Below are 21,742 nucleotides of genomic sequence, written 5' to 3' on the forward strand. Positions count from 1 at the left end.
AATCATCAACCCAAACTATAAGTTAGTACCGTACTTAAAACTTTACCATCAAAGTCATCAATATCCGCTACCTCTTCTAAAAACAGATCCCAATCGCCATCGGCAAAAAGATTCCCTTCATACTCTTTAGTATCATCATGGTAATGAAAAAACCATTCATCGGTTTCATCTAAACCATCCACAGTATAAGAACGTACAGAAAACCCATCATCAGATATTTGAATAAGCCAATTGTTTTCAAATCCCTCAACTGCACTACTTATACCCAATTCAATCTCAAATTCAGATTCAAAATCGGGCAGGTTTTCTAAAAACTTTTTAATTGCTGTTGCTTTTACTGCATCTTCGGCAACAATTACTTCTTTATCTTCTATCAATTGATAAAACTCTAAAAGGTAATTCTGGTAACGCAACAATAAACTTCTGTAAGTAGAATTCATATTCAACAAATTTAAGATAAAAACAATCTAGTATTTTATTTATTACACTTATAAATTTAAACTACTTGCCATAATAAAAGTTTAACTACGGCAAATCAAAGCATTAGCGAAACTGAGGATATAAAAAGGAGAAATAAACCAATTCCTTTTAAAATTCATATGCTTTGATAGTTCAAAATCAAAAAATAAACCTAATTTTGCATCCCGTACAAACACATTAAAAAAGCACTATTCTTTTTTTCTTTTTAGGTGTTTAAAAACAACAAAATCCAACATGACTAAGTATATTTTTGTTACGGGGGGCGTTACATCGTCTTTAGGAAAAGGTATTATTTCCGCATCATTAGCTAAACTTTTACAAGCCCGAGGTTACCGCGTAACTATTCAAAAGTTTGATCCATATATTAATATTGATCCAGGAACTTTAAATCCTTATGAGCATGGCGAGTGTTATGTGACAGAAGATGGAGCAGAGACAGACTTGGATTTAGGCCATTACGAGCGTTTCTTAAACGTACCCACCACTCAGGCCAACAACATTACAACCGGAAGAATTTACCAAAACGTAATTAATAAGGAACGAGAAGGCGCTTATTTAGGTAAAACCGTACAAGTTGTACCTCATATTACCGATGAAATTAAGCGCAACATGCGTTTATTGGGCGAAACAGGCGATTACGATATTGTAATTACAGAACTTGGTGGAACTGTTGGTGATATCGAATCGTTACCCTTTATAGAAGCAGTTCGTCAATTCAAGTGGGAAGCTGGTTCAAACAATGCTATTGTAATCCACCTAACTTTAATTCCATACTTGGCTGCAGCCGGAGAATTAAAAACTAAACCCACACAACACTCGGTTAAGATGTTGCTGGAATACGGTATACAGCCGGATATTTTGGTTTGTCGCACAGAACACCACATCAATCAAGAAATCAAAAAGAAAATTGCGCTGTTTTGTAACGTAAATATCAATGCTGTAATTGAATCTGCTGATGCAAAAACGATATATGATGTACCGCTTTTGATGCTAAAAGAGCAGTTAGACCGTACGGTACTTTCTAAATTAAAACTTCCATTAAAAAACGAACCAGATTTAGAAAGTTGGAAAGAATTTTTAGGTCATTTAAAAAATCCAACTTCAGAAATTAAAGTTGGGCTTGTTGGTAAATATGTTGAACTACCGGATGCCTACAAATCTATTATAGAAGCTTTTATACATGCTGGTGCACAAAATGAGTGTAAGGTTAGGGTTGAGTTTATCCATTCAGAAGGGCTTACGCAAGACAATGTAAAAGCAAAACTTGGTAATTTAGATGGTGTTTTAGTTGCTCCCGGCTTTGGCGCTCGGGGTATTGAAGGTAAAATTACCGCTATACAATATATTAGAGAGAACAATATTCCGTTTTTTGGGATTTGTTTGGGGATGCAATGTGCAGTAATTGAATTTGGTAGAAATGTTTTAGGTTTAAAAAACGCCCATAGTACAGAAATGGACGAAAACACCGAAGACGATGTGATTTCTATTATGGAAGAGCAAAAGAAAGTAACATTAAAAGGTGGCACCATGCGCTTAGGATCTTACACTTGTGAACTTAAGAAAGGCACTAAAGCACATGCTATTTACGGGAAATCAAAAATCACCGAACGCCACAGACACCGCTACGAGTTTAACAATAAGTTTTTGAAGGCTTACGAAGACGCCGGAATGATTGCTTCTGGTATAAATCCAGAAAACAACTTGGTAGAGATTATAGAGCTTAAGAGTCACCCATATTTTGTTGCATCACAGTTTCACCCAGAATTAAAATCAACTGTTGCAAATCCACACCCACTTTTTGTTAAATTTGTCGCCGCTTCAATTGAACACTCAAAAAAGAAAGTTTAAAAAGAAGTATTAATAATAACTAATGGATAGAAATACGTTTACAGGATTATTCCTAATTTTAGTAATCTTAGTAGGTTCTACTTTTCTTTTAAAACCTTCATCAGAAGAAATAAAGAGAGAGAAATTTACACAAGATTCAATCGCAACAACAAAAAAGAATCCCCAAACAATTGCAAAAAAAACAGCCGTTTTAACAGATAGCGCAACAGTAACAAATACAGATACTGCACTTTCATCTGATTTATTTAAGGAGGAATTGAGCGTTTTAGAAAATAAGGCGATTAAAGTAACCTTATCAAATAAAGGTGGAAAAATAGTTAGCGTACAGGTTAAAGACGAAAAAACGTTTGATGGCAAACCGCTTATCCTTTTTAAAGCTGAAGATACCAATTTCGGTTTCGAGTATAAATCAGGAAGCCAAAACCTTAACACTTCTGATCAAGCTTTTAAAGTTGTAAGCCAAGATGCAGCAAACATTGTAATGCAGATGGCAAATAGCGATGGTTCATCTCTAAATTACACGTACACTTTAGCGGCTGATTCCAATAAAGTAGGTTTTAAAGTTGATGCCAAAGGATTTGAAAACAAAGTATCTGGCGATCAAATGGTTTTGGACTGGAACACTAAATTGTTACAACAAGAAAAAGACCTACATAACGAACGTTTAGGTTCAACCACCTATTTTCAGAAAGGTGATGGCGAGGTTGACTACTTAAGTGAAAGTAAGGACGATGAAAAAGTTTTAAATGAAGGAAAAACAAATTGGGTTTCATTTAAAGAACACTTCTTTTCTGCGGCGTTAATCGCCAAAGACGGTTTTAGCAAAGCACATATAAAAATCACCACCTTAGCAGATAGCTCTGCTGTTAAGTCTTATTCGGCACAATTATCTGTTCCGTACAAAAACAATCAGGTTAACACTTATGACCTTCAATTTTACTTTGGCTCTAATAAATTTAGCCAGTTAAAAGCTCAAGGACATGATTTAGATAAGCAAGTGAAAATGGGTTGGGGTCCTTTAAAATGGATCAATCGCTTTTTGGTACTTCCAATTTTCAACTTCTTTGAAAGCATGAATTTGGGTTACGGCTTAATCATCTTGTTGCTTACCATTATTCTTAAAACGGTACTATTGCCGTTCACTTATAAGTCATACTTATCTATGGCTAAAATGAGAGTTCTAAAGCCAGAAATGGACGAGATAAAAGCTAAGGTAGGCGAAGGTAACCAAGCGTTGGTACAACAAGAGTACATGAAACTGTACAAACAGGCTGGCGTTAACCCTTTAGGTGGTTGTTTGCCTATGGTTTTCCAGATGCCGTTTATTTTAGCCTTCTTTTATTTTTTCCCGAACTTGTTTGAGTTAAGACAAGAAAGCTTTCTTTGGATGCATGATTTATCTACTTATGATGAGTTGATTAAATTCCCAACCATTCCGCTTTTAGGCTGGAACCATATTAGCTTAATGTGTTTATTAATGACAATCTCTACATTAATTTATACCTACTTTAATAACCAAATTTCGGGTGTACAGGGGCAAATGAAGTACATTGGCTACATTACACCAATCATCTTTTTTGGCGTGTTAAATAGCTACCCAGCAGGTTTAAACTATTATTATTTCTGTGCAAATATTTTAACGTTCTCTCAGCAGTACTTCATCAGAAAGTTTGTTGATGATGATAAGATTCATGCTCAAATACAGGAAAATAAAAAGAAACCGGAAGCTAAGAAAAAAGGTGGTTTCCAAAAAAAGATGGAAGAGATGATGAGGCAACAACAGTTGAATCAACAGAAGAAGAAATAATAATTTCTAAGCTATAAAATTGAAGTTCCAGACCAAAAATCTGGAACTTTTTCAGTTAGTTACGGTGTGTGAAAATTCGGGAATCTGGGAAAGATATTCCGCTTTTAGGAAACAATTTCCCCATGTTTTACAGGTTGTTTAAAATTCCTAAAAATATTTAAAAATAAAATAAAATAAAAAAGTCCGAGTATTAAAATATATCGTAATAACTTTTAACAGCTGATGTACGTATAACTTTATTAAAGTAAGTCTTGATTAGGGTTTCAAGCTTACATCGGCAATGATTTTAAACGTTCGATTAAATGAGGCTTAAATTTGATTGTTATAAATTTTAATCCGAAGGCTAGTTAGTTTAGTATGATTAGATTTGAAAAGTTTATTGAGCATGATTCGGCATCCTTTCTGTTTAATGGTTAGTATAAAAGATATAGAATTATGGTATCGTTAGAGAAAAATAAAGAGGTGGTAAAGAAAAGGATTCTGCTAGTTGATGATGAGATTGCTATTTTAAAACTTTTGGAATTTATTTTAAAAAAGGATTATGAATTAGTAATCAAAAATAACGGATTTGATGCTTTAACTTGGTTAGATAATGGAAACATCCCTGATTTAATTATCTCTGATATGGAAATGCCTTATTTTGATGGTGCTGATTTTGTACGCTCATTAAAAGTAAGTGGATATTTTAGAGATGTACCTGTAATTGTGCTTTCCGGTTCAGATTCATTAGAAAATATTAAAACGCGAATCCCCTATCCTATCAACGATTTAATATCAAAGCCATTTAATCCTTCAATTTTAAAAGATAAAATTAAAATTATACTAAATTAGCGAATGCAATTTACGAATGTTAACGTTGAAGACCACTTCAAATCAAATTCTTCGATTAATATTCTTTATTATGGCATTAGCTTTAAAGAAGGAATTGAATCATTTTTCTCGAATACAGAATTCACGATAAACCAAGCTGATACTTTATCAGAGTTAAAAAAACGCACACACGCTATTTCTTTTGATGATATCAATACCATTATTTTATTAGAAGTGGAACCAACCACTTTTGAAGATATACAAACTTACGTATCGGCACTCAAAAGCAATTTCCTTACAAAAAACTTAATAACTATCTTTTTGTTAACAGAACCTAGCCCTGCTATTGTTAAAAAAGCAATGGAGCTTGGCATAAGTGACTGTTATATTAATCCTGTGCCTTTTGATGATTTAAAAGAGCGGTTAAAATTCTTAAGTTTTTATAAACTGCTAAGATCTCAAGTCAACCAGTTATCACAAGTGCCCGTTATCGAGTATTATATGCCCGTAAGTAAAAGGCTTTTGGATATTTTACTCTCCAGTATATCGTTAATTATATTATTTCCTTTTTTTTTAATCGTCTCGATATTAATCAAGTTAGATTCTAAAGGGCCAGTTTTTTACACCAGCAAAAGAGTTGGAACGGGTTATAAAATATTTGATTTCTATAAATTTAGATCAATGCGAGTTGGTGCAGATGCTGAAATAGCTAGCCTAGCTCATAAAAATCAATATAGTGATGCCTCATTTTTTAAGATAGAAAATGATCCTCGGGTTACCAAACTTGGTGCATTTTTAAGAAACAGCAGTATCGACGAACTCCCTCAGCTTTTAAATGTATTAAAAGGTGATATGTCTTTGGTTGGCAATCGTCCGCTCCCACTTTACGAAGCAGAACAATTAACCACTAACGAATGGTCAATGCGATTTTTAGGTCCGGCCGGGCTTACTGGGCTATGGCAAATCAGTAAACGTGGTAAAAAAGAAATGTCTGACCATGAACGTAAAAAACTCGACAATTTTTACGCAAAAAACTACTCTATGTGGTTAGATCTAAAAATTATTTTAAAAACGGTACCAGCATTGGTTCAAAAAGAAAAGGTTTAAGAAATTAACCGTTCCAAACGAATTTATTCCATAAAAAATAACGTACAGCTTCCTATCTACAACTAATTTTATAGGTTTGCCTAATAAATATTAGTTTAAAGAATTCAACATCTAAAAAATGTCCATAAAATCAGTACCAGTAACCATACTTACCGGATTTTTAGGTTCTGGAAAAACAACACTCCTTAATCATATTATCAAAGAAAACCCCGGAACTAAATTTGCCATTATTGAAAATGAGTTTGGAGAAATCAACATTGATAGCGAATTGGTAGTAAAAACAGATGAAAATATCTTTGAATTATCAAACGGATGTATCTGCTGTTCGTTAAACGGCGATCTGTTCGAGGTGCTCAATAAATTGGTTATAGGCCCTTATGATTATGATCATTTAATTATTGAAACCACGGGTATTGCAGATCCTTCGGCAGTTGCTGCCACTTTTTTAACCGACTATAATATACAAACGGCCTTTAAACTTGATGGAACTGTTTGTTTAATAGACGCTGTAAATGTTTTAGAGGTTATTGGTACCGAAGAAGAAGCTGCAAAACAAGTTTTATTTTCGGATTATATTATATTCAATAAATCAACCAATGTTGATGAAAATACATTAAAAACTATTGGCCAAACCATAAAACAGATTAACCCTTTAGCAGATTACGAATTTACAGATTATGCAAAGGTTAATACTCATAAGATACTTGACTTAAAAGCTTACGATAAAAAGAGGACAGCGCTAAAACTTAGTTTCTCCAGCCCTCAAAACAATAACATCTTCAATATCCCAACGGAATATAAGCATCACGAAATTGTGTCGCAAAGCTTTATTTTTAAGCAAAGTTTCGATCTATTAAAGCTTAGGCACTATTTCGCAGTGATGTTAGCTATACAAGGAGCATGGTTTTATAGAATAAAAGGTATTTTATACATCGAAGGATTAAATAGAAAGTTGATTATACAGTCTGTTAAAGGCTCGCCCGTATTTACCGACGGTGACGAATGGAACCCCGATGAACCCAGAGAAACTAAGCTTGTTTTTATCGGTAAAAAACTTAAACGAGAGGTATTAGAAAAAGGATTAGCGCAGTGTTTTTTTAAATCGTAGATTGAGCACATTAAATTAATCGACTTTTTAAGAAAATTTGAAAAGCTTTGCTTAGTGTTGCGTGTACAATAAGTAAATTTTACTATTTTTATCCTAAAATAAATCCTAAACTCACAAAAGAAGATAATGATACTAATTGCAGACGGGGGCTCCACAAAAACCAGTTGGACACTAATTCAAGATGATGGAAAAAAGGTAATGTTTAATACTGAGGGCTATAATCCATATTTTTCTAATACGGAATATATTATAGATTCTATGAAAAAGAATATGCCCTCTGATTTACCAGTAGCAAAAATCAAAGAAGTTAACTACTATGGGGCCGGAGTGCACAACGACGAAAAGGCTGCGATAGTTGCAAGTGCAATGAAAGTGATTTTTCCGGTTGCTAAAATTAACATCGGACATGATTTGTTAGCAGCCGCTAGAGCTTTATTAGGAAACAAAAGAGGCTTTGCCGCAATTTTGGGTACAGGAACAAATACTTGTATTTACGACGGTGAAGGTATTGAAATGAGTATCGATTCTTTAGCATTTATTTTAGGTGATGAAGGTAGCGGTTGTTACATCGGAAAAAAACTTTTAGGTGATTATATAAGAGGCTATATGCCGAAAAACGTGAGAGACTCTTTTTGGGAGACTTTTAAACTAACACCCGATGATATTTTAGAGGCAGTTTACACACAGCCTTTGCCAAACAGATTCTGTGCAAGCTTCAGTAAATTTGTATATGATATAACACTAAATCTTGAATACTCAAGAGGTCTGGTAAGAACATCTTTTGAAGATTTTTTCAAAAACTTGGTAAGCCATTATCCAAACTATAAAGAACTTGAATTCAATTGTATTGGATCAGTTGCCTATAACTTTAGAAATGTTTTAGAAGAGGTTGCTACAGAGTACGGAATGAAGGTTGGAAAAATCATCCGTTCTCCTATAGATGATTTAGTGAAATTTCACTTAGAAAACTTTAATCAGAAACAGGCTTAAAAATTTTAAAAAGCAAACGGGCTGCAAATAATTTAGCAGCCCGTTTTGGGTTAATCATAGTTTATATTTTCAATTAGTTCCTTTGAATTTTAAGTCCTAATTTAAGGCTATCAACAGTGGTGGCATTGTTATAAAATCCTTTTGCCCAAATGGTATAAATTTTACCACTTTCAATCATCACGCCGTTTTCTGCTCCAGTATTTCCAGAACCTGTTTGGGTAGTTACACTAAAATTATATTTCTTGCCTCCAGGGATCTCAACAAATTTAGAATGCTTTTTGTAAGCTACATCACTAACTAAAGTTGAATCTACACCGTAGTTAAGCTTTAAAGCAGGTGCACCCACACTTAAATTTAAAAAACGTATTTGTGCTTTTCCTGTTGTAGGATTTGTTAAAGAGTCGGTTATCGTTAAAAATTCATGGCTGGGAGCCTCTCCTACTACATATACCGAATAAATTTCTCCCGGCTTTGCCAACAAAGTTCCTGTTCTTAGCGTATCTGTTGTTTCGTCTTTGTAAATCCCGATACGGCGTGAGCCAGTGTAAATGTCGAAATATGGTAAACGCTCAGTAAAACTAAATGAATCATTGTTCACCAATCTGTTATCAATAACAAAATCAAAATTTTCTAAATTTGGTGATGCATTAATTACGGATAGCCATGCAGAATTGGGCGCAGTATTATTATCTTTCAAACAAGAAGTCAAGGAAAATACGGCCAATAATATCGCTAATACACCAATCTTTCTATTTCTCAAACTTTTCATAACTGTTAATTTTAAATTTTTAATCATTATTAATTCCTGTGTTCTAACTACCTTAACGCAGCAAGTGTACAATACGCTACAAAAAAAAACAATTTAAATTAACACTAGTAAAATATCCCTAGACCATACGCTGCTATAACCATGTTTACCATATTAATTTATGTTTAACATGATATTTCTTAAAGTATTGTTACGTCCTATCTTAATTGCACTCAAAATAAAATAAAAAGCTATTGCGATTAATATTTTTTAACGATACATTTAAATACAACCTAAATAGTTAAAACAATAAGATGATTAAACGTAGAGATTTCTTGAAAACCACAGCCTTGACCACCACGTTAGCAGTTGGTTTACCTCAAATTGTAAGTGCTGCAATACCAGAAACTGCAACATCAAGACTAAAACTAAGTACAGATGAAATAATCCTTTTCCAAGGAGATTCTATCACCGATGCCGGAAGAAAGAAGGCCAATACAGATTTTAGTACTATGGATAACTTAGGCTATGGCTACGCTTTGCATGCTGGCGCAACTTTACTTAACAACCAGCCATCAAAAAACCTGCATATTTATAATAAAGGAATTAGTGGAAACAAAGTTTACCAACTGGCAGAACGTTGGGATAGCGATTGTTTGGACTTAAATCCAAGTTTATTAAGCATTTTGATAGGAGTTAATGATTATTGGCATAAACACAGCGGAAAATACGATGGTACAGTTAAGGTTTATGAAAACGATTTAACAGCACTGTTACAACGGACTATAAAAAAGCTTTCTAATGTAAAGCTGGTAATTGGCGAGCCGTTCGCAGTGAAGGGTGTAAAGGCGGTAGATGATTCTTGGTATCCAGAATTTGACGAATACAGAGCTTCAGCTAAAAAAATCGCCAAAGAATTTAACGCTATTTTTGTTCCATACCAAGCAGTATTTGACGAGGCATTAAAAAGTGCTCCTGGAACTTATTGGACCAAAGACGGTGTTCATCCAAGTTTAGCAGGTGCTAAATTAATGGCTGAAGCATGGCTTAAAGCCACCAAGTTAGGTTAGTAAAGAAAATCAGATTTAATCCTACCAGCTAATGATCGAAAAATTGAATTTTAAAGAAATCCTTTCAGTAACCATGGTGCTGTTCGCGATTATTGATATTTTAGGTTCAATCCCATTGATTATTGATTTACGACGTAAAGCTGGCGGACATATTCAATCAGAAAAAGCAACTTTAGTATCATTATTACTGATGTTGCTTTTTTTATTTTTAGGAGAAGCCTTATTGAAAGTCATAGGGTTAGATATCTCATCCTTTGCCATCGCCGGATCCATTGTTATTTTCATTATTGCCATGGAAATGGTTCTTGGAATCAATTTTTTTAAGGAAGAAATCCCAGAAACAATTTCTATTGTTCCTTTGGCATTTCCACTTATAGCAGGTGCGGGAACAATGACCACGCTGTTGTCTCTTAAGGCAGAATATGCCACCATAAATATAGTTATCGGCATATTTGTAAATCTTCTGTTTGTATATGCCGTTTTAAAAAACTCTCAACGAATAGAAAGGCTATTTGGCCCAACTGGGCTACATATTCTTAGAAAAGCGTTTGGAATCATTTTACTAGCTATTGCCGTTAAAATGTTCAGAAACAACACTGGATTTTAATTTATTACAATACCAATCAACTTCACTCCAAAGCTCGCTCTTTGGTTTGCTAATTTTTTTTATTTCACAGCAGTCTTAAAATCAAAGGAATGGTTTTTTGCTTCTGTTCAAACCTAGCATCTCTTTAGATTAAGCCCAGTGCTTAAACATATCCACATTTAGCTATTTATCCACCTTATTTAAAGCATCGCATTAAATTAACGAAATTAGCTTTCCATGCTCGTTTCAATCACTTTAGTTAGGTATTCAAAAGCACTTGTACCCTTTGCTTTTATAGCAATGGCAATACACCGTTTACCGCTGTATTTCAATTCGAAAATTAGCTTTTGGAAACTTTTAGGTTGTGGTAAAAACGGAACTTTCGACATTAATCCAGATTTTCAACAATGGGGTTTATTGGCTGTTTGGCAAACAAAAGCTGACTTTGACGAATTTCAAGAAAAATCACTCATTGCAAAATGGTGGAGAATATTTTGTTTTGACCAATCTTATATCCTTTTAGAACCTACTTCTTCTCATGGAAAATGGAGTGGGAAAGAACCTTTTGGCAACCCAAAAATCAGACAAGCAAAAGGAAGACTTGCAGTACTTACAAGAGCTACAATTAGACCAAATAAATTAAAAAACTTCTGGAGAAACGTTCCGCCAGTTGCTTCAATTATGGGCAAATCCAAAGGCTTTATTACATCAATTGGAATTGGAGAGGCGCCATTTTTTATGCAGGCAACTTTCTCTATTTGGGAAACTGTAGACGACGTTGTGAAGTTCGCTTACAAAGATGAAGAACACGCGAAAGTAGTAAAGCTAACTCGTGATGAAGGTTGGTATAGCGAAGAGCTTTTTGCGAGATTCATTATCCTTGAAACACATGGAAAACTGATAAAAGCATAAAAAAAATTGAGGTAATAACATTGAAACAAAAACACCTTAGTGTATTTTATTTTTAAAATATTTACAAATTATGAGAATTGTTGCAGAATTACCACACCCAGAATGTAAGATCACCATCTTTTCTATGAACAATAAATACATCATCAAATTTGAGCAAGGCGCTATTGAGCAAACATACAAATTAGCCGAGATGGATATTTTAAATGGTATCGATGGGGTGTTTGAAGTTATTGATGAAGCGTTCATAAAATCGGTAATAGAAAACTTCAAGACAATGAGGTCTGAATTTATAGCTACTTACAATAGACATAACTAAACAATTAGATAAAGTACATAAAATACTTAAAAATAGATAGTTAAATTTTATTTAATGTTTTATCAGAATATAATTTGGGAATACTGAAATTATCTTACGAATACAAACAGGAATATACTAAACATTAGATTGAGATAAAACTTATAAATTCCTAATAAATAGACTATTGATTATTAGATAAAAATATTATTTGGCTTAGGATAACTGCGAAATATAAACTAAGTCTAGCGTAAAACACCGTTCATAGCTATTGGTTGATAACTATAGTTAAAGATTAAGATTTAACGCTCGAACATTTTAACAGAGCATTCACAAATAGAATTAACAAGAAAATAAACACATGTTAAATACTGGTTTTTCATTATAAAAAAACCGATGGCCAAGGTTTATATAATTTTAGCTTTGTTGCCCCTATTTTATGATGAGCAAAATAATTTGACAAAACAAACTTCATAGCTAGCGGCAATCTAAAACAACCTTAGTGTGTTTTTTTTATATTAATTTAAAAACTAAGTACTTATCTAATAGGATTAATAAAATACCGAAAAACTATTTTATAAAATGGCGAATAAAAATATTTACCTAATTAGGCACACGGAAACCTACAACCCAAACAAGCTATGTTTTGGTCAATCGGAAATGCCTTTAGAGGAAAATTTCACTGTACAGTTTGATTGGATTAGAGAGCGATTACAACTTAATAATAATACGATTTATTACAGCAGCAATTTAAGGAGGTGCGCCAAATTAGCTAGCTATTTAAGTGACGATAAATTCACAGTTGACCAACGAGTTTCGGATTTAAATTACGGCGTATGGGAGATGATGGAATGGGCTAAAATCCCCACAAAAGAATTAACCGCTTGGAACGGAGATTTTGTAAATTATAGGATCAAAAAAGGAGAATCATTTTTAGATTTACACGAAAGAGCTATTGATTTTTACGAGGAGACAGTTTCCAATAACGAATCAGAAAATATTGTACTGGTAACGCATGCTGGAGTAATTCGCTCTATTGTTTCATATGTTTTGGAATTTCCGTTAGAAAAGGTTTTTAACCTACAGATTGATTATAGCAGTTTATCTAAGTTAAGCTACAGCGAAGAATTAGCATTAAGCAGTATCTCATTTCTAAATCTCACGGCAGAACATTTAAAAACCGTTACTAAAGATTAACCGATTTTAAGCGTACTACCCTTTCCATCTTCGCTTATGATTACGTTCGCCATATTTGCAAACAAACCATTTTCTACAACACCAGGAATTGCATTCATTTTTACAGATAATTCAGCGGGATTTTCAATTTTATAAAACTTACAGTCCACAATATAATTCTGATTATCTGTCACTAACAATTCATCGTCCTTATAACGCAGTTTAGGCACACAACCCAAGGCTTTAAGTTGAAAGATGGTGATTTCCTTTCCGAAAGGCGTAACTTCAACCGGAACAGCGAAATCACCTAAGTAATCCGACCCTTTGGCCGCATCGGCGATGATTACATAAAATTCGGTTACAGAAGCAATAATTTTTTCTCGCAACAAGGCGGCGCCACCACCTTTGACTAGGTTTTTACGAGCGTCAAACTCATCCGCACCGTCAATGGTAACGTCAATTTTAACAACGTCTTCAATAGGCAATAATGGGATATTTAATGAAATTGCTAATTCTTCAGTTGATTTAGAAGTGGGAACTCCTTTTATGTGCAAACCATTTTTAACCATTTCACCAATCTTCATAATAGCGAAATAGGCTGTTGAACCGGTCCCTAAACCTACAATCATTCCTTCTTTAACGTACTTTGTTGCTTCTTCGCCTATTAATTGTTTTGGATTCATTTCTTTTAGCTTTTTAGGGGTTAGGTTTTTAGGTGGTCAGTTTACTGAGTTTTCAAATGGTCTAAGTAAAATCTTGATTATTTGTATTTTTATCGACTACAAAGCAATTGTCATTTTTAATATATCGTAGGATTTTCCTTTATGGTTAATTTGGAAATCGTTTTTCACGAATTCGAAACCATATTTAAGATAACATTTTTCTGCCGCCAAATTATTCTGAAGTAAAAACAAATCCATCCTTTTAATAGCTAGCATACGTTTCGCTTCGTGGTTCAGTAGTTCTATCAAAGTTTGTCCTAAACCTTTTCCCCTACGTTCGCTTTCACCGATGATTAAATGACCTAATCTTGCTGAATCAGCATCTTGAGGGATAATTTCACCGTAAGCAACTGGTTTTTCGTTTTCGTCAATTCCTAAATAAATAAGTCTATCAGGATGTTTGAGGATATAATTCTCCAGCTGATCTGTTGAAAGTGGATATTTAAAACCAATCCCAGCGAATTTCAGCATGGTATCCTCGTCAATAATCCAATCAACCAGTATCTGAAAATGTTCTTTTTTAAACTGAACTAACCTCATTAAACCTATTTGTGAGATGCTCCCTATCGTCAACATGACGGCTTCTTTTTATGAAAATCATCCCGATGAACTAAAACAACACATACATAAGACTAATGAACTAAATCACTTGGCCTTCCGTTTTTAAATGCTTTACGAGTACTTAAGCCCAAAAGCTCAAACATCGCCATGTCGTCTTTAAAATCAGGATTTGGAGTAGTTAACAGTTTATCGCCGGCAAAAATAGAGTTTGCACCTGCCATAAAGCAAAAAGCTTGCTCTAAAACACTCATTTCATTTCGTCCTGCGGATAAACGCACTGCACTGTTAGGCATAATAATTCTTGCAGTAGCAATCATACGCACCATATCCCAAATCTCTACTCTTGGCTGATCTGCCAATGGCGTACCTTTTACCGGAACCAAAGCGTTTACCGGAACAGATTCTGGGTGTTGTGGCATATTTGCTAAAACCTGCAACATGGCTACCCTATCGTTAACAGTTTCACCCAAACCAATAATTCCGCCACTGCAAACTGTTAAATTTGCTTTACGCACATTTTCAATAGTCTGCAACCTGTCGTCGTAAGTACGGGTTGAAATAATCCTGCTATAATCCTCTTCAGACGTATCTAAATTGTGGTTATAAGCATATAAACCCGCATCAGATAAACGTTGTGCTTGGTGCGCATTCAACATCCCTAAAGTACAGCAAACCTCCATATCCATGTTGTTTACGGCGGTAACCATATCAATAACCTTATCAAAATCACGGTTGTCTCTAACCTCTCTCCAGGCTGCTCCCATACACAATCTTGATGCGCCGCCGTCTTTAGCTTTCTGTGCTAAATCAATCACCTCCTCAACCTTCATCATTGATTGCACTTCCACGTCTGTATGGTAACGAGCTGCTTGTGGACAATACGAACAATCTTCCGGACAACCACCTGTTTTAATAGAGATTAGGGAGCTTATTTGAACTTCCGAATAATCTTTATTTTCACGTTGTATGGTAGCAGCTTCATAAACTAAATCTAAAAATGGTTTATTATAAATAGCTAGAATTTCTTCTTTGGTCCAGTTGTGTTTTGTTGTTTGCATGTGTTAAGTTGTTGAAAAGTCAAGGGACAATGGTCATTAGTCCATTGACTTATTATTAAAGCAATTATAGTAATAATTTAGAGGCTAAACCCAATAAAAGTAAAAATCCGAAAACATCGGTAAACGTTGTAATAATAATAGACGAAGCAATTGCAGGATCAATCCCTACCCTTTTTAAAATTAAAGGGATGCCAGCTCCCGTTATACCTGCAATCAACAAATTACCGGTCATGGCTATAAATATCACCATCCCCAGCATCAAATTATCATCATAAAAATAGGCAAAAAGACAAACGATAAATCCGTTAATAGCACCGTTAATTAGTCCAACCGTAAGTTCTTTTACAACGGTACGGTAAGCTTGGTGATCTGTCAAATCACTTAAAGTAATTCTACGGATGGTAACCGCAAGCGCCTGTGTGGCAGCGTTACCTCCCATTCCAGCAATAATAGTCATGTAGCCTGCTAAAACCACAATTTTAGTAACGGTAGGCTCAAAATATCTAATCACGGAAGACGCTAAAAAAGCAGTCCCTAAATTTAAAACAAGCCAAGGCAAACGAGATTTTACCGCATCAACCCAGTTACCACTTAACTCCTCGTCTTCAGAAACACCAGAAAACTTTAAAATATCTTCTGTATTTTCTTCTTCCATAACGTCAATCACGTCATCAAAGGTTACTCGCCCCAGCAGTCTCATATTTATATCTACAACTGGGATACTGGTTAGGTTATACTGAGAAATTAAATCGGCCACCTCTTCCTGGTCTGTATCGGCTTTAACATAAACAAATTCAGAATTTACCAGATCAGAAACTTTAGCGCTAACCTTGCTTTTAATAATATCTTTTAATGACACGATGCCTTTCAAAACATCGAAATGATCGACAACGTAAATGGTATAAAACTCCTCTATTTCTTCACTTTGTAGGATAATTTGATCGATTGCCTGTTTTTTGGTCATTTCGGCATCCACCTTAATTACCTGCGTGTTCATTAACCCACCCGCGGTATCTTCTGCATAAGTCATCAGGTTACGGATATGAACCGCGTCCTCTTTGTCCATGTCTTCCAGAATCTCATGCTGATCGTCTTTATGCATCTGCGAGATGATGTCTGTAGCATCGTCGTAATCGAGTTCTTCTACAATTTCTTGACGCTTTTCTGGTTCTAGATCAACTAAAAGTTCTGCGGGATGCGCCTCTTGGCTCATTTCAGAAATCACATCTGAAGCAACGTCTACAGGCAGTAGGTTGATGATTCTTTTTTGAGCTTCTAGCGGAATTGACTCAAATAAAATTGCAATTTCTGATGCATGATAATCCTGAACCAACAACAAAAGTTCCTGCTCATCTCCCTCCAATGCCTGTTTGATCTTCAGGATGTCGGTTTTGTCAATATCAAAGGATTGCATGAACGCGAAATTAAATTTAATGGTTTAGAAATTTGCATTTTTTAGAATTTAAATTTCGGTTACAAACGCTATTTTTTTGCGTTAACTAATCTAGTACTGTAAGAAAATCGTCATATCCGTTTAAATCAGGGCGTCGTGGAACACCTCAGCCCTATTACTCAAACATTTATCCAAATAATATTTTGTTTTTAATAGATTTAGCCCCTATATTCGCAACATCATTTGGTTGAGATACCAAAATCAATGCCTCTAACACAGGTCTTGATTTATAAAGAAGTGGCGAGAGATTAGGCTCACAGACCCACTGGCAACCCTTAGCATAAAAGAGAAGGTGCCAATTCCTAGCCCGAAAGGGGGATATAAATTTTTGAGACATGAAAAAAAACAACATTCCATCTCTGTTAAGTACCTTACTTAAAGGTCTACGACTTAAAATGCTACAATCGGTTAGTTCTTGTTGTATGTGTTTTTCTATGTGTTAATATTATATTTGGCTTTAAGCCGATTTAAAATTGCACACCCATCAAATTAACTTCAAATTATTCATCTTTTAAAACAATTTAACAATGTCAACTGAAAATCTAAAATTCGAAACTTTACAGATACACGCAGGACAAGAACCTGACCCAACTACCGGTTCAAGAGCGGTTCCGATTTATCAGACCACTTCATTCAACTTCAAAAACTCTGAACATGGAGGTAATCTTTTCGCTTTAAAAGAATTCGGAAATATTTACACCCGTATCATGAACCCTACTACGGATGTTTTTGAAAAAAGAATAGCCGCATTAGAAGGTGGAGTTGCAGCGGTAGCTACTGCATCTGGAATGGCTGCTCAATTTTTAGCTTTGAACAATATTTTAGAAGCTGGAGATAATTTTGTGACCAGTCCGTTTTTATACGGCGGAAGCTATAATCAATTTAAAGTAGCTTTCAAGCGTATAGGAATTGAGGCAAGGTTTGCCGAAAACGATAAAGGAGCAAGCATTGAAAAGCTTATTGATAGCAAAACAAAAGCGATTTACGTTGAAACCATTGGCAATCCAGAGTTTAGCGTTCCAGATTTTGAAGGAATTGCAGCTGTAGCTAAAAAATATGATATTCCTCTTGTAGTAGATAACACTTTTGCAGGTGGCGGTTACCTTTTCCGTCCGTTTGAACATGGCGCACACGTAATAGTACATGCAGCTACCAAATGGATCGGCGGACACGGAACCAGCATTGGAGGTGTAGTTGTTGACGGTGGAAATTACAACTGGGGCAATGGCAAATTCCCTCAATTCTCTGAGCCATCTGAAGGTTACCACGGATTGGTTTTCAATGATGTTTTCGGAAGCAAAGGGCCTTTCGGTAATATCCAATTTGCCATTAGAGCTCGTGTTGAAGGATTAAGAGATTTTGGTCAGGCAATTTCGCCTTTCAACTCTTTCTTACTGTTGCAAGGAATCGAAACTTTGTCTTTACGTATGGAGCGCCACATCCAAAACACACAGGCAATTGCTGAGTGGTTAGAAAAACACCCAAGTGTAAAAAGCGTAAACTACCCAGGCTTGACCAGTAGCCCTGCGCATGAAAATGCTAAGAAATACCTTAAAAAAGGATTTGGCGCTGTATTGAGTTTCGAATTAGAAGGCGGAAAAGAAAGTACTGCTAAATTTGTTGATAATCTAAAGATGATTAGCAATTTAGCTAACGTAGGTGACACTAAAACATTAATTATACAACCTGCTATTACTACGCATCAACAATTAACAGATGCAGAACAATTAGGATCTGGTGTTACACCAACGTTATTAAGGTTATCTGTTGGTATTGAACATATTGATGATATCAAAGCAGATATAGAACAAGCTTTAGCAGCAGCTAAATAATTGGTTAAACAATTTTAGAGAAATTCATAGAACTAAAAGCTGTGAGGTTACTTACAGCTTTTTAAATCCTTTTGATATACGCTAAATAAAATTCAAGAATAGCATAATGAGTAAAAAATTAAATATAGGTTTGTTTGGGTTTGGCGTAGTGGGACAAGGTTTGTACGACATCACCGTAAGCCGGAATTTAAACTTAGAGTTCAAGAAAATTGCGATTAAAGATCCTTCTAAAAAAAGAACCTTACCTGCCGAACTTTTCACAACCGACCAGTGGGAAATACTGAATGACCCAGAAATCAATACCATTATTGAGTTGATCAACGATGCAGATGCGGCTTACGAAATTGTGTCTTTTGCACTAAAAAACGGTAAAAATGTAGTATCGGCCAATAAAAAAATGATTGCCCTGCATTTGGAGGAATTGGTTCAAATACAGCGAGATAATGGCACTTCGCTACTTTACGAAGGTGCAGTTTGTGGCAGTATCCCCATTATTAGAAATTTAGAGGAATATTATAACAACGAATTATTGTACGCCGTAAGTGGTATTTTCAACGGTTCGTCTAATTACATACTTTCTAAGGTATTTAACGAAAACCAAAGCTATAATGACGCGTTAAAAAAAGCTCAGGAATTGGGTTTTGCCGAAACTGACCCTACATTGGATGTTGGGGGTTATGATGCCAAATACAAAGTTGCCATTGCTACTGCTCATGCTTATGGTTTATTTGTAAATCCAGATGATATCTTAAATATCGGTATCCAAAACTTACAGAACAGCGATTTACAATATGCGAAGGAAAAAGGTCAGAAACTAAAATTGGTTCCAGTTGCAAAAAAACAGAACGATAGCGAAGTGAGCATTTACGTTTTGCCCAAATTGGTTAAGAAAGAAGATTTTCTGTTCAACGTAGAAAACGAATACAATGGAGTAAGCGTACAGGCTGCTTTCGCCGATCAACAGTTTTTCTTCGGAAAAGGCGCTGGAGGTCATCCAACAGGTGCGGCGGTTTTTTCTGATATTTCTGCGCTCCGTTATGATTACCGTTACGAGTACAAAAAATCATTGATTGAAGAAAAGATAAAATTCAATAATGAGGAAATTATTCAGGTTTATTTAAGATTTAATGCAGAAAGTTTAGTTAAAAAACTGCCATTTATTGATATTGAAGAACGTTTCTCTTGTAAACAGTATCATTATGTAGTAGGTTCTATTAAGTTGGACGATATCTTTAAAGCAAAAAGACTGATTTTAGATGACGGTGCTTTTATTGCCGATACCGGAAATTATGTTTCGGAAAAAGCGGTGGAAGTTATTGAAGAAGTATGCAGTAATATAGATTAATATCTTTCATTTTTATGATGATGAGCCCCTTTGTTATTTTTAACAGAGGGGTTTGTTTTTTATGCATAATCGCAAAGCAAAATGGTGGGTAACAGTTTTTTCGACAACTTCTAATAGGCTTATTTCAGCCATTTTTGATGAATTGGCTGAAATAAGCCTATTCTCTTTAAAGTAATTTCGCTAACATCTTTAAAAAATAAGTCTAAAACAATAATTGGTCAAAATAAGCCAATTTCAATAAATTGGTCAAAATAAGCCAATTATTAAAAAAAATGTATCTTTATAAAAAAGAATAATATGGTAGCGGTAATAACAGGAGATATCATCGACTCCAAAAAGGTTAAACCAGAAATTTGGCAACAAAGGTTAAAAGAATATTTTTCCACAACTACAAAAGATGCTACAAAATGGGAAATATACCGAGGAGATAGTTTCCAAATAGAAGTACCTGTGGAAAAAGCATTAGAAGTAGCCTTGTGTATAAAGTCGTTGATCAAGTCTAGCAGCTTAATTGATGTACGAATGTCGATTGGAATTGGAGATAAAAGTTTTAAAGGAAAAAAAGTGACCGAATCCTCTGGTACAGCACATATCAATTCGGGCGAAAGTTTTGAGAAATTAAAAAACCATACGCTGATCATCAAAAGTCCATTCCTAGAATTTGACGAATACTTCAACTCTATATTAAAATTGGTAAGTTTTATCAGCAATAGCTGGAAACCAGCCACTTCAGAAACCATATTTTTCTCGTTAGTCAACAGAAGTTTGATGCAGAAAGAGATTGCAAAAAAGCTACAGAAAGATAATACCACTATAAATAAGGCTCTTAAAAGAGGTGCTTATGATGAGATGATTGAAATTGTAGATTTATTTGCAAAAAAGATTACAAAATGTTTGAATTAATATTGAAAATCACACTAGCGCATTTATTGGGAGATTTTGTATTTCAAACCAATAAAATGGTGCAAGATATCCAAGATAAAAAATTCAGATCACTGTATCTTTATGCCCACATTGTAATCCATTTACTTTTAATTTTAATTGCAACAGGTTTCGATAAAAAGTACATCATAGCTTCAATAATATTGGCGTTATCGCATTTTGCAATAGATGTTATTACAAAAGTTTTTCTCAAAAACAGCATCAGTACCATCAGTAATTTTTTATTAGATCAGTTTTTACACGTTATTGCAATTGCTGTTTTTATTAAGCATTTTTATAACTACAATATCGATTTAAACCAGATATTTAGCAACCAAAACTACCTGCTCGTTATAGCTTTGATAAGCTTAACCTATGTATCGTCCATATTAATTAAAAAAATAATTGAGATTTTTAACTATCCATTACCCAACGGCGGATTAAAAAACGCAGGTAAATACATAGGCATGTTAGAGCGCTTATTTGTATTCGGTTTTATTGTGACTTCCTTTTGGGAAGGAATTGGATTTTTATTGGCTGCAAAGTCAATATTTAGATTTGGAGATCTAAAAGAAAACAAAGACATTAAGTTAACGGAGTACATATTAATTGGCACCTTATTAAGTTTTGGAGTTGCCATATTAATCGGCTTGCTTTACTTAAAGATAAAAGTAATCTTATAAAATCAATTTAATTAAACAATCAATCCACCACAATAATGAAGGACTCTGCATCCCTTCCTATAGCAATAGTTTTAATTCAATCCTCTGAACTTTCGTTCCTAACCTAACATTAAATAATATCTACTTTTCTAAAAACTATCGTAAAAAAATATTTCTTAAACAGAATTGCTATTCTAGAAATTAAAACTATCTTTGTTAGTGAACGCTAACTAATAGTTTTATCTATTTAA

Annotated in this window: 21 protein-coding genes and 1 riboswitch; of the genes, 15 read left to right on the forward strand and 6 right to left on the reverse strand. The window is 34.5% G+C overall.

All coding sequences use genetic code 11. The features are described 5' to 3' along the window. Positions 1-5: 5 nt before the first annotated feature. Positions 6-440, reverse strand: a complete 435-nt coding sequence (locus B176_RS0107920) for a hypothetical protein (protein ID WP_017258263.1) — start codon at positions 438-440, stop codon at positions 6-8. A gap of 274 nt (positions 441-714) precedes the next feature. Here B176_RS0107920 and B176_RS0107925 point away from each other — a divergent pair, with 274 nt between their 5' ends. The 6 genes from B176_RS0107925 (at position 715) to B176_RS0107950 (ending at position 8,150) form a co-directional block, all read left to right on the forward strand. Beyond that, complete coding sequence (locus B176_RS0107925; RefSeq protein ID WP_017258264.1) at positions 715-2,328, forward strand: CTP synthase; 1,614 nt, start codon at positions 715-717, stop codon at positions 2,326-2,328. A 22-nt stretch (positions 2,329-2,350) separates the two neighbouring features. Continuing rightward, entirely contained in the window at positions 2,351-4,135 is a 1,785-nt protein-coding gene (gene yidC, locus B176_RS0107930; protein ID WP_017258265.1) for a membrane protein insertase YidC, read from the forward strand. A 435-nt stretch (positions 4,136-4,570) separates the two neighbouring features. Continuing rightward, positions 4,571-4,966 carry a response regulator gene (locus B176_RS0107935; RefSeq protein WP_017258266.1) on the forward strand — a complete coding sequence of 132 codons (396 nt, stop codon included), beginning with the start codon at positions 4,571-4,573 and terminating at the stop codon, positions 4,964-4,966. A 3-nt stretch (positions 4,967-4,969) separates the two neighbouring features. Beyond that, positions 4,970-6,052, forward strand: a complete 1,083-nt coding sequence (locus tag B176_RS0107940; protein WP_017258267.1) for a sugar transferase — start codon at positions 4,970-4,972, stop codon at positions 6,050-6,052. Between the two features lie 118 nt (positions 6,053-6,170). After that, positions 6,171-7,160, forward strand: a complete 990-nt coding sequence (locus B176_RS19205; RefSeq protein ID WP_017258268.1) for a CobW family GTP-binding protein — start codon at positions 6,171-6,173, stop codon at positions 7,158-7,160. A gap of 126 nt (positions 7,161-7,286) precedes the next feature. Beyond that, positions 7,287-8,150 carry an N-acetylglucosamine kinase gene (locus tag B176_RS0107950; RefSeq protein WP_017258269.1) on the forward strand — a complete coding sequence of 288 codons (864 nt, stop codon included), beginning with the start codon at positions 7,287-7,289 and terminating at the stop codon, positions 8,148-8,150. A gap of 73 nt (positions 8,151-8,223) precedes the next feature. On the opposite strand, the gene B176_RS19210 is transcribed toward B176_RS0107950, so the two are convergent. After that, on the reverse strand, positions 8,224-8,919 hold the full coding sequence (locus B176_RS19210; RefSeq protein ID WP_161603017.1) for a DUF4397 domain-containing protein: 696 nt from the start codon (positions 8,917-8,919) through the stop codon (positions 8,224-8,226). 293 nt (positions 8,920-9,212) lie between these two features. Here B176_RS19210 and B176_RS0107960 point away from each other — a divergent pair, with 293 nt between their 5' ends. From B176_RS0107960 to B176_RS19215, 5 genes are all read left to right on the forward strand, one after another. Further along, positions 9,213-9,968 (forward strand): SGNH/GDSL hydrolase family protein, encoded by a 756-nt coding sequence (locus B176_RS0107960; RefSeq protein WP_017258271.1) that lies wholly within the window; start codon positions 9,213-9,215, stop codon positions 9,966-9,968. 31 nt (positions 9,969-9,999) lie between these two features. Then, a complete protein-coding gene (locus tag B176_RS0107965) occupies positions 10,000-10,575 on the forward strand; it encodes a MarC family protein (protein WP_017258272.1) in 576 nt (191 codons plus the stop codon). Positions 10,576-10,791: 216 nt separating this feature from the next. After that, on the forward strand, positions 10,792-11,466 hold the full coding sequence (locus B176_RS0107970) for a DUF3291 domain-containing protein (RefSeq protein ID WP_017258273.1): 675 nt from the start codon (positions 10,792-10,794) through the stop codon (positions 11,464-11,466). 70 nt (positions 11,467-11,536) lie between these two features. Then, positions 11,537-11,782, forward strand: a complete 246-nt coding sequence (locus B176_RS0107975; RefSeq protein WP_017258274.1) for a hypothetical protein — start codon at positions 11,537-11,539, stop codon at positions 11,780-11,782. A gap of 561 nt (positions 11,783-12,343) precedes the next feature. Then, complete coding sequence (locus B176_RS19215) at positions 12,344-12,958, forward strand: histidine phosphatase family protein (RefSeq protein WP_017258275.1); 615 nt, start codon at positions 12,344-12,346, stop codon at positions 12,956-12,958. On the opposite strand, the gene rpiA is transcribed toward B176_RS19215, so the two are convergent. From rpiA to mgtE, 4 genes are all read right to left on the reverse strand, one after another. Beyond that, positions 12,955-13,620, reverse strand: a complete 666-nt coding sequence (gene rpiA / locus B176_RS0107985) for a ribose-5-phosphate isomerase RpiA (protein ID WP_017258276.1) — start codon at positions 13,618-13,620, stop codon at positions 12,955-12,957. The genes B176_RS19215 and rpiA overlap by 4 nt on opposite strands. A gap of 96 nt (positions 13,621-13,716) precedes the next feature. Next, positions 13,717-14,235, reverse strand: coding sequence for a GNAT family N-acetyltransferase (locus B176_RS0107990; protein WP_017258277.1), 519 nt, complete (start codon positions 14,233-14,235; stop codon positions 13,717-13,719). 56 nt (positions 14,236-14,291) lie between these two features. After that, positions 14,292-15,278 (reverse strand): biotin synthase BioB, encoded by a 987-nt coding sequence (bioB, locus tag B176_RS0107995; protein ID WP_017258278.1) that lies wholly within the window; start codon positions 15,276-15,278, stop codon positions 14,292-14,294. Positions 15,279-15,342: 64 nt separating this feature from the next. Next, positions 15,343-16,692 (reverse strand): magnesium transporter, encoded by a 1,350-nt coding sequence (gene mgtE / locus B176_RS0108000; RefSeq protein WP_017258279.1) that lies wholly within the window; start codon positions 16,690-16,692, stop codon positions 15,343-15,345. Positions 16,693-16,955: 263 nt separating this feature from the next. Then, a riboswitch (SAM riboswitch) is annotated at positions 16,956-17,058 on the forward strand. A 200-nt stretch (positions 17,059-17,258) separates the two neighbouring features. On the opposite strand from mgtE, the gene B176_RS0108010 reads away from it, so the two are divergent. The 4 genes from B176_RS0108010 (at position 17,259) to B176_RS0108025 (ending at position 21,512) form a co-directional block, all read left to right on the forward strand. Continuing rightward, positions 17,259-18,563 (forward strand): O-acetylhomoserine aminocarboxypropyltransferase/cysteine synthase family protein, encoded by a 1,305-nt coding sequence (locus B176_RS0108010; protein ID WP_017258281.1) that lies wholly within the window; start codon positions 17,259-17,261, stop codon positions 18,561-18,563. 106 nt (positions 18,564-18,669) lie between these two features. Beyond that, positions 18,670-19,908, forward strand: a complete 1,239-nt coding sequence (locus tag B176_RS0108015; protein ID WP_017258282.1) for a homoserine dehydrogenase — start codon at positions 18,670-18,672, stop codon at positions 19,906-19,908. Between the two features lie 297 nt (positions 19,909-20,205). Continuing rightward, positions 20,206-20,811 carry a hypothetical protein gene (locus B176_RS0108020; protein WP_017258283.1) on the forward strand — a complete coding sequence of 202 codons (606 nt, stop codon included), beginning with the start codon at positions 20,206-20,208 and terminating at the stop codon, positions 20,809-20,811. After that, entirely contained in the window at positions 20,799-21,512 is a 714-nt protein-coding gene (locus tag B176_RS0108025) for a DUF3307 domain-containing protein (RefSeq protein WP_017258284.1), read from the forward strand. Before B176_RS0108020 ends, B176_RS0108025 begins: the two co-directional genes overlap by 13 nt. Positions 21,513-21,742: the final 230 nt, after the last annotated feature.

The sequence above is a fragment of the Pedobacter arcticus A12 genome, assembly GCF_000302595.1.
In the GTDB taxonomy this organism is placed as follows: domain Bacteria; phylum Bacteroidota; class Bacteroidia; order Sphingobacteriales; family Sphingobacteriaceae; genus Pseudopedobacter; species Pseudopedobacter arcticus.

Excerpts from the sequence above, each read along its gene's own strand:
- B176_RS0107920 (WP_017258263.1), bottom strand. The coding sequence starts at position 440 with ATGAATTCTACTTACAGAAGTTTATTGTTGCGTTACCAGAATTACCTT.
- B176_RS0107925 (WP_017258264.1), top strand. The coding sequence starts at position 715 with ATGACTAAGTATATTTTTGTTACGGGGGGCGTTACATCGTCTTTAGGA.
- yidC (WP_017258265.1), top strand. The coding sequence starts at position 2,351 with ATGGATAGAAATACGTTTACAGGATTATTCCTAATTTTAGTAATCTTA.
- B176_RS0107935 (WP_017258266.1), top strand. The coding sequence starts at position 4,571 with ATGGTATCGTTAGAGAAAAATAAAGAGGTGGTAAAGAAAAGGATTCTG.
- B176_RS0107940 (WP_017258267.1), top strand. The coding sequence starts at position 4,970 with ATGCAATTTACGAATGTTAACGTTGAAGACCACTTCAAATCAAATTCT.
- B176_RS19205 (WP_017258268.1), top strand. The coding sequence starts at position 6,171 with ATGTCCATAAAATCAGTACCAGTAACCATACTTACCGGATTTTTAGGT.
- B176_RS0107950 (WP_017258269.1), top strand. The coding sequence starts at position 7,287 with ATGATACTAATTGCAGACGGGGGCTCCACAAAAACCAGTTGGACACTA.
- B176_RS19210 (WP_161603017.1), bottom strand. The coding sequence starts at position 8,919 with ATGAAAAGTTTGAGAAATAGAAAGATTGGTGTATTAGCGATATTATTG.
- B176_RS0107960 (WP_017258271.1), top strand. The coding sequence starts at position 9,213 with ATGATTAAACGTAGAGATTTCTTGAAAACCACAGCCTTGACCACCACG.
- B176_RS0107965 (WP_017258272.1), top strand. The coding sequence starts at position 10,000 with ATGATCGAAAAATTGAATTTTAAAGAAATCCTTTCAGTAACCATGGTG.
- B176_RS0107970 (WP_017258273.1), top strand. The coding sequence starts at position 10,792 with ATGCTCGTTTCAATCACTTTAGTTAGGTATTCAAAAGCACTTGTACCC.
- B176_RS0107975 (WP_017258274.1), top strand. The coding sequence starts at position 11,537 with ATGAGAATTGTTGCAGAATTACCACACCCAGAATGTAAGATCACCATC.
- B176_RS19215 (WP_017258275.1), top strand. The coding sequence starts at position 12,344 with ATGGCGAATAAAAATATTTACCTAATTAGGCACACGGAAACCTACAAC.
- rpiA (WP_017258276.1), bottom strand. The coding sequence starts at position 13,620 with ATGAATCCAAAACAATTAATAGGCGAAGAAGCAACAAAGTACGTTAAA.
- B176_RS0107990 (WP_017258277.1), bottom strand. The coding sequence starts at position 14,235 with ATGTTGACGATAGGGAGCATCTCACAAATAGGTTTAATGAGGTTAGTT.
- bioB (WP_017258278.1), bottom strand. The coding sequence starts at position 15,278 with ATGCAAACAACAAAACACAACTGGACCAAAGAAGAAATTCTAGCTATT.
- mgtE (WP_017258279.1), bottom strand. The coding sequence starts at position 16,692 with ATGCAATCCTTTGATATTGACAAAACCGACATCCTGAAGATCAAACAG.
- B176_RS0108010 (WP_017258281.1), top strand. The coding sequence starts at position 17,259 with ATGTCAACTGAAAATCTAAAATTCGAAACTTTACAGATACACGCAGGA.
- B176_RS0108015 (WP_017258282.1), top strand. The coding sequence starts at position 18,670 with ATGAGTAAAAAATTAAATATAGGTTTGTTTGGGTTTGGCGTAGTGGGA.
- B176_RS0108020 (WP_017258283.1), top strand. The coding sequence starts at position 20,206 with ATGGTAGCGGTAATAACAGGAGATATCATCGACTCCAAAAAGGTTAAA.
- B176_RS0108025 (WP_017258284.1), top strand. The coding sequence starts at position 20,799 with ATGTTTGAATTAATATTGAAAATCACACTAGCGCATTTATTGGGAGAT.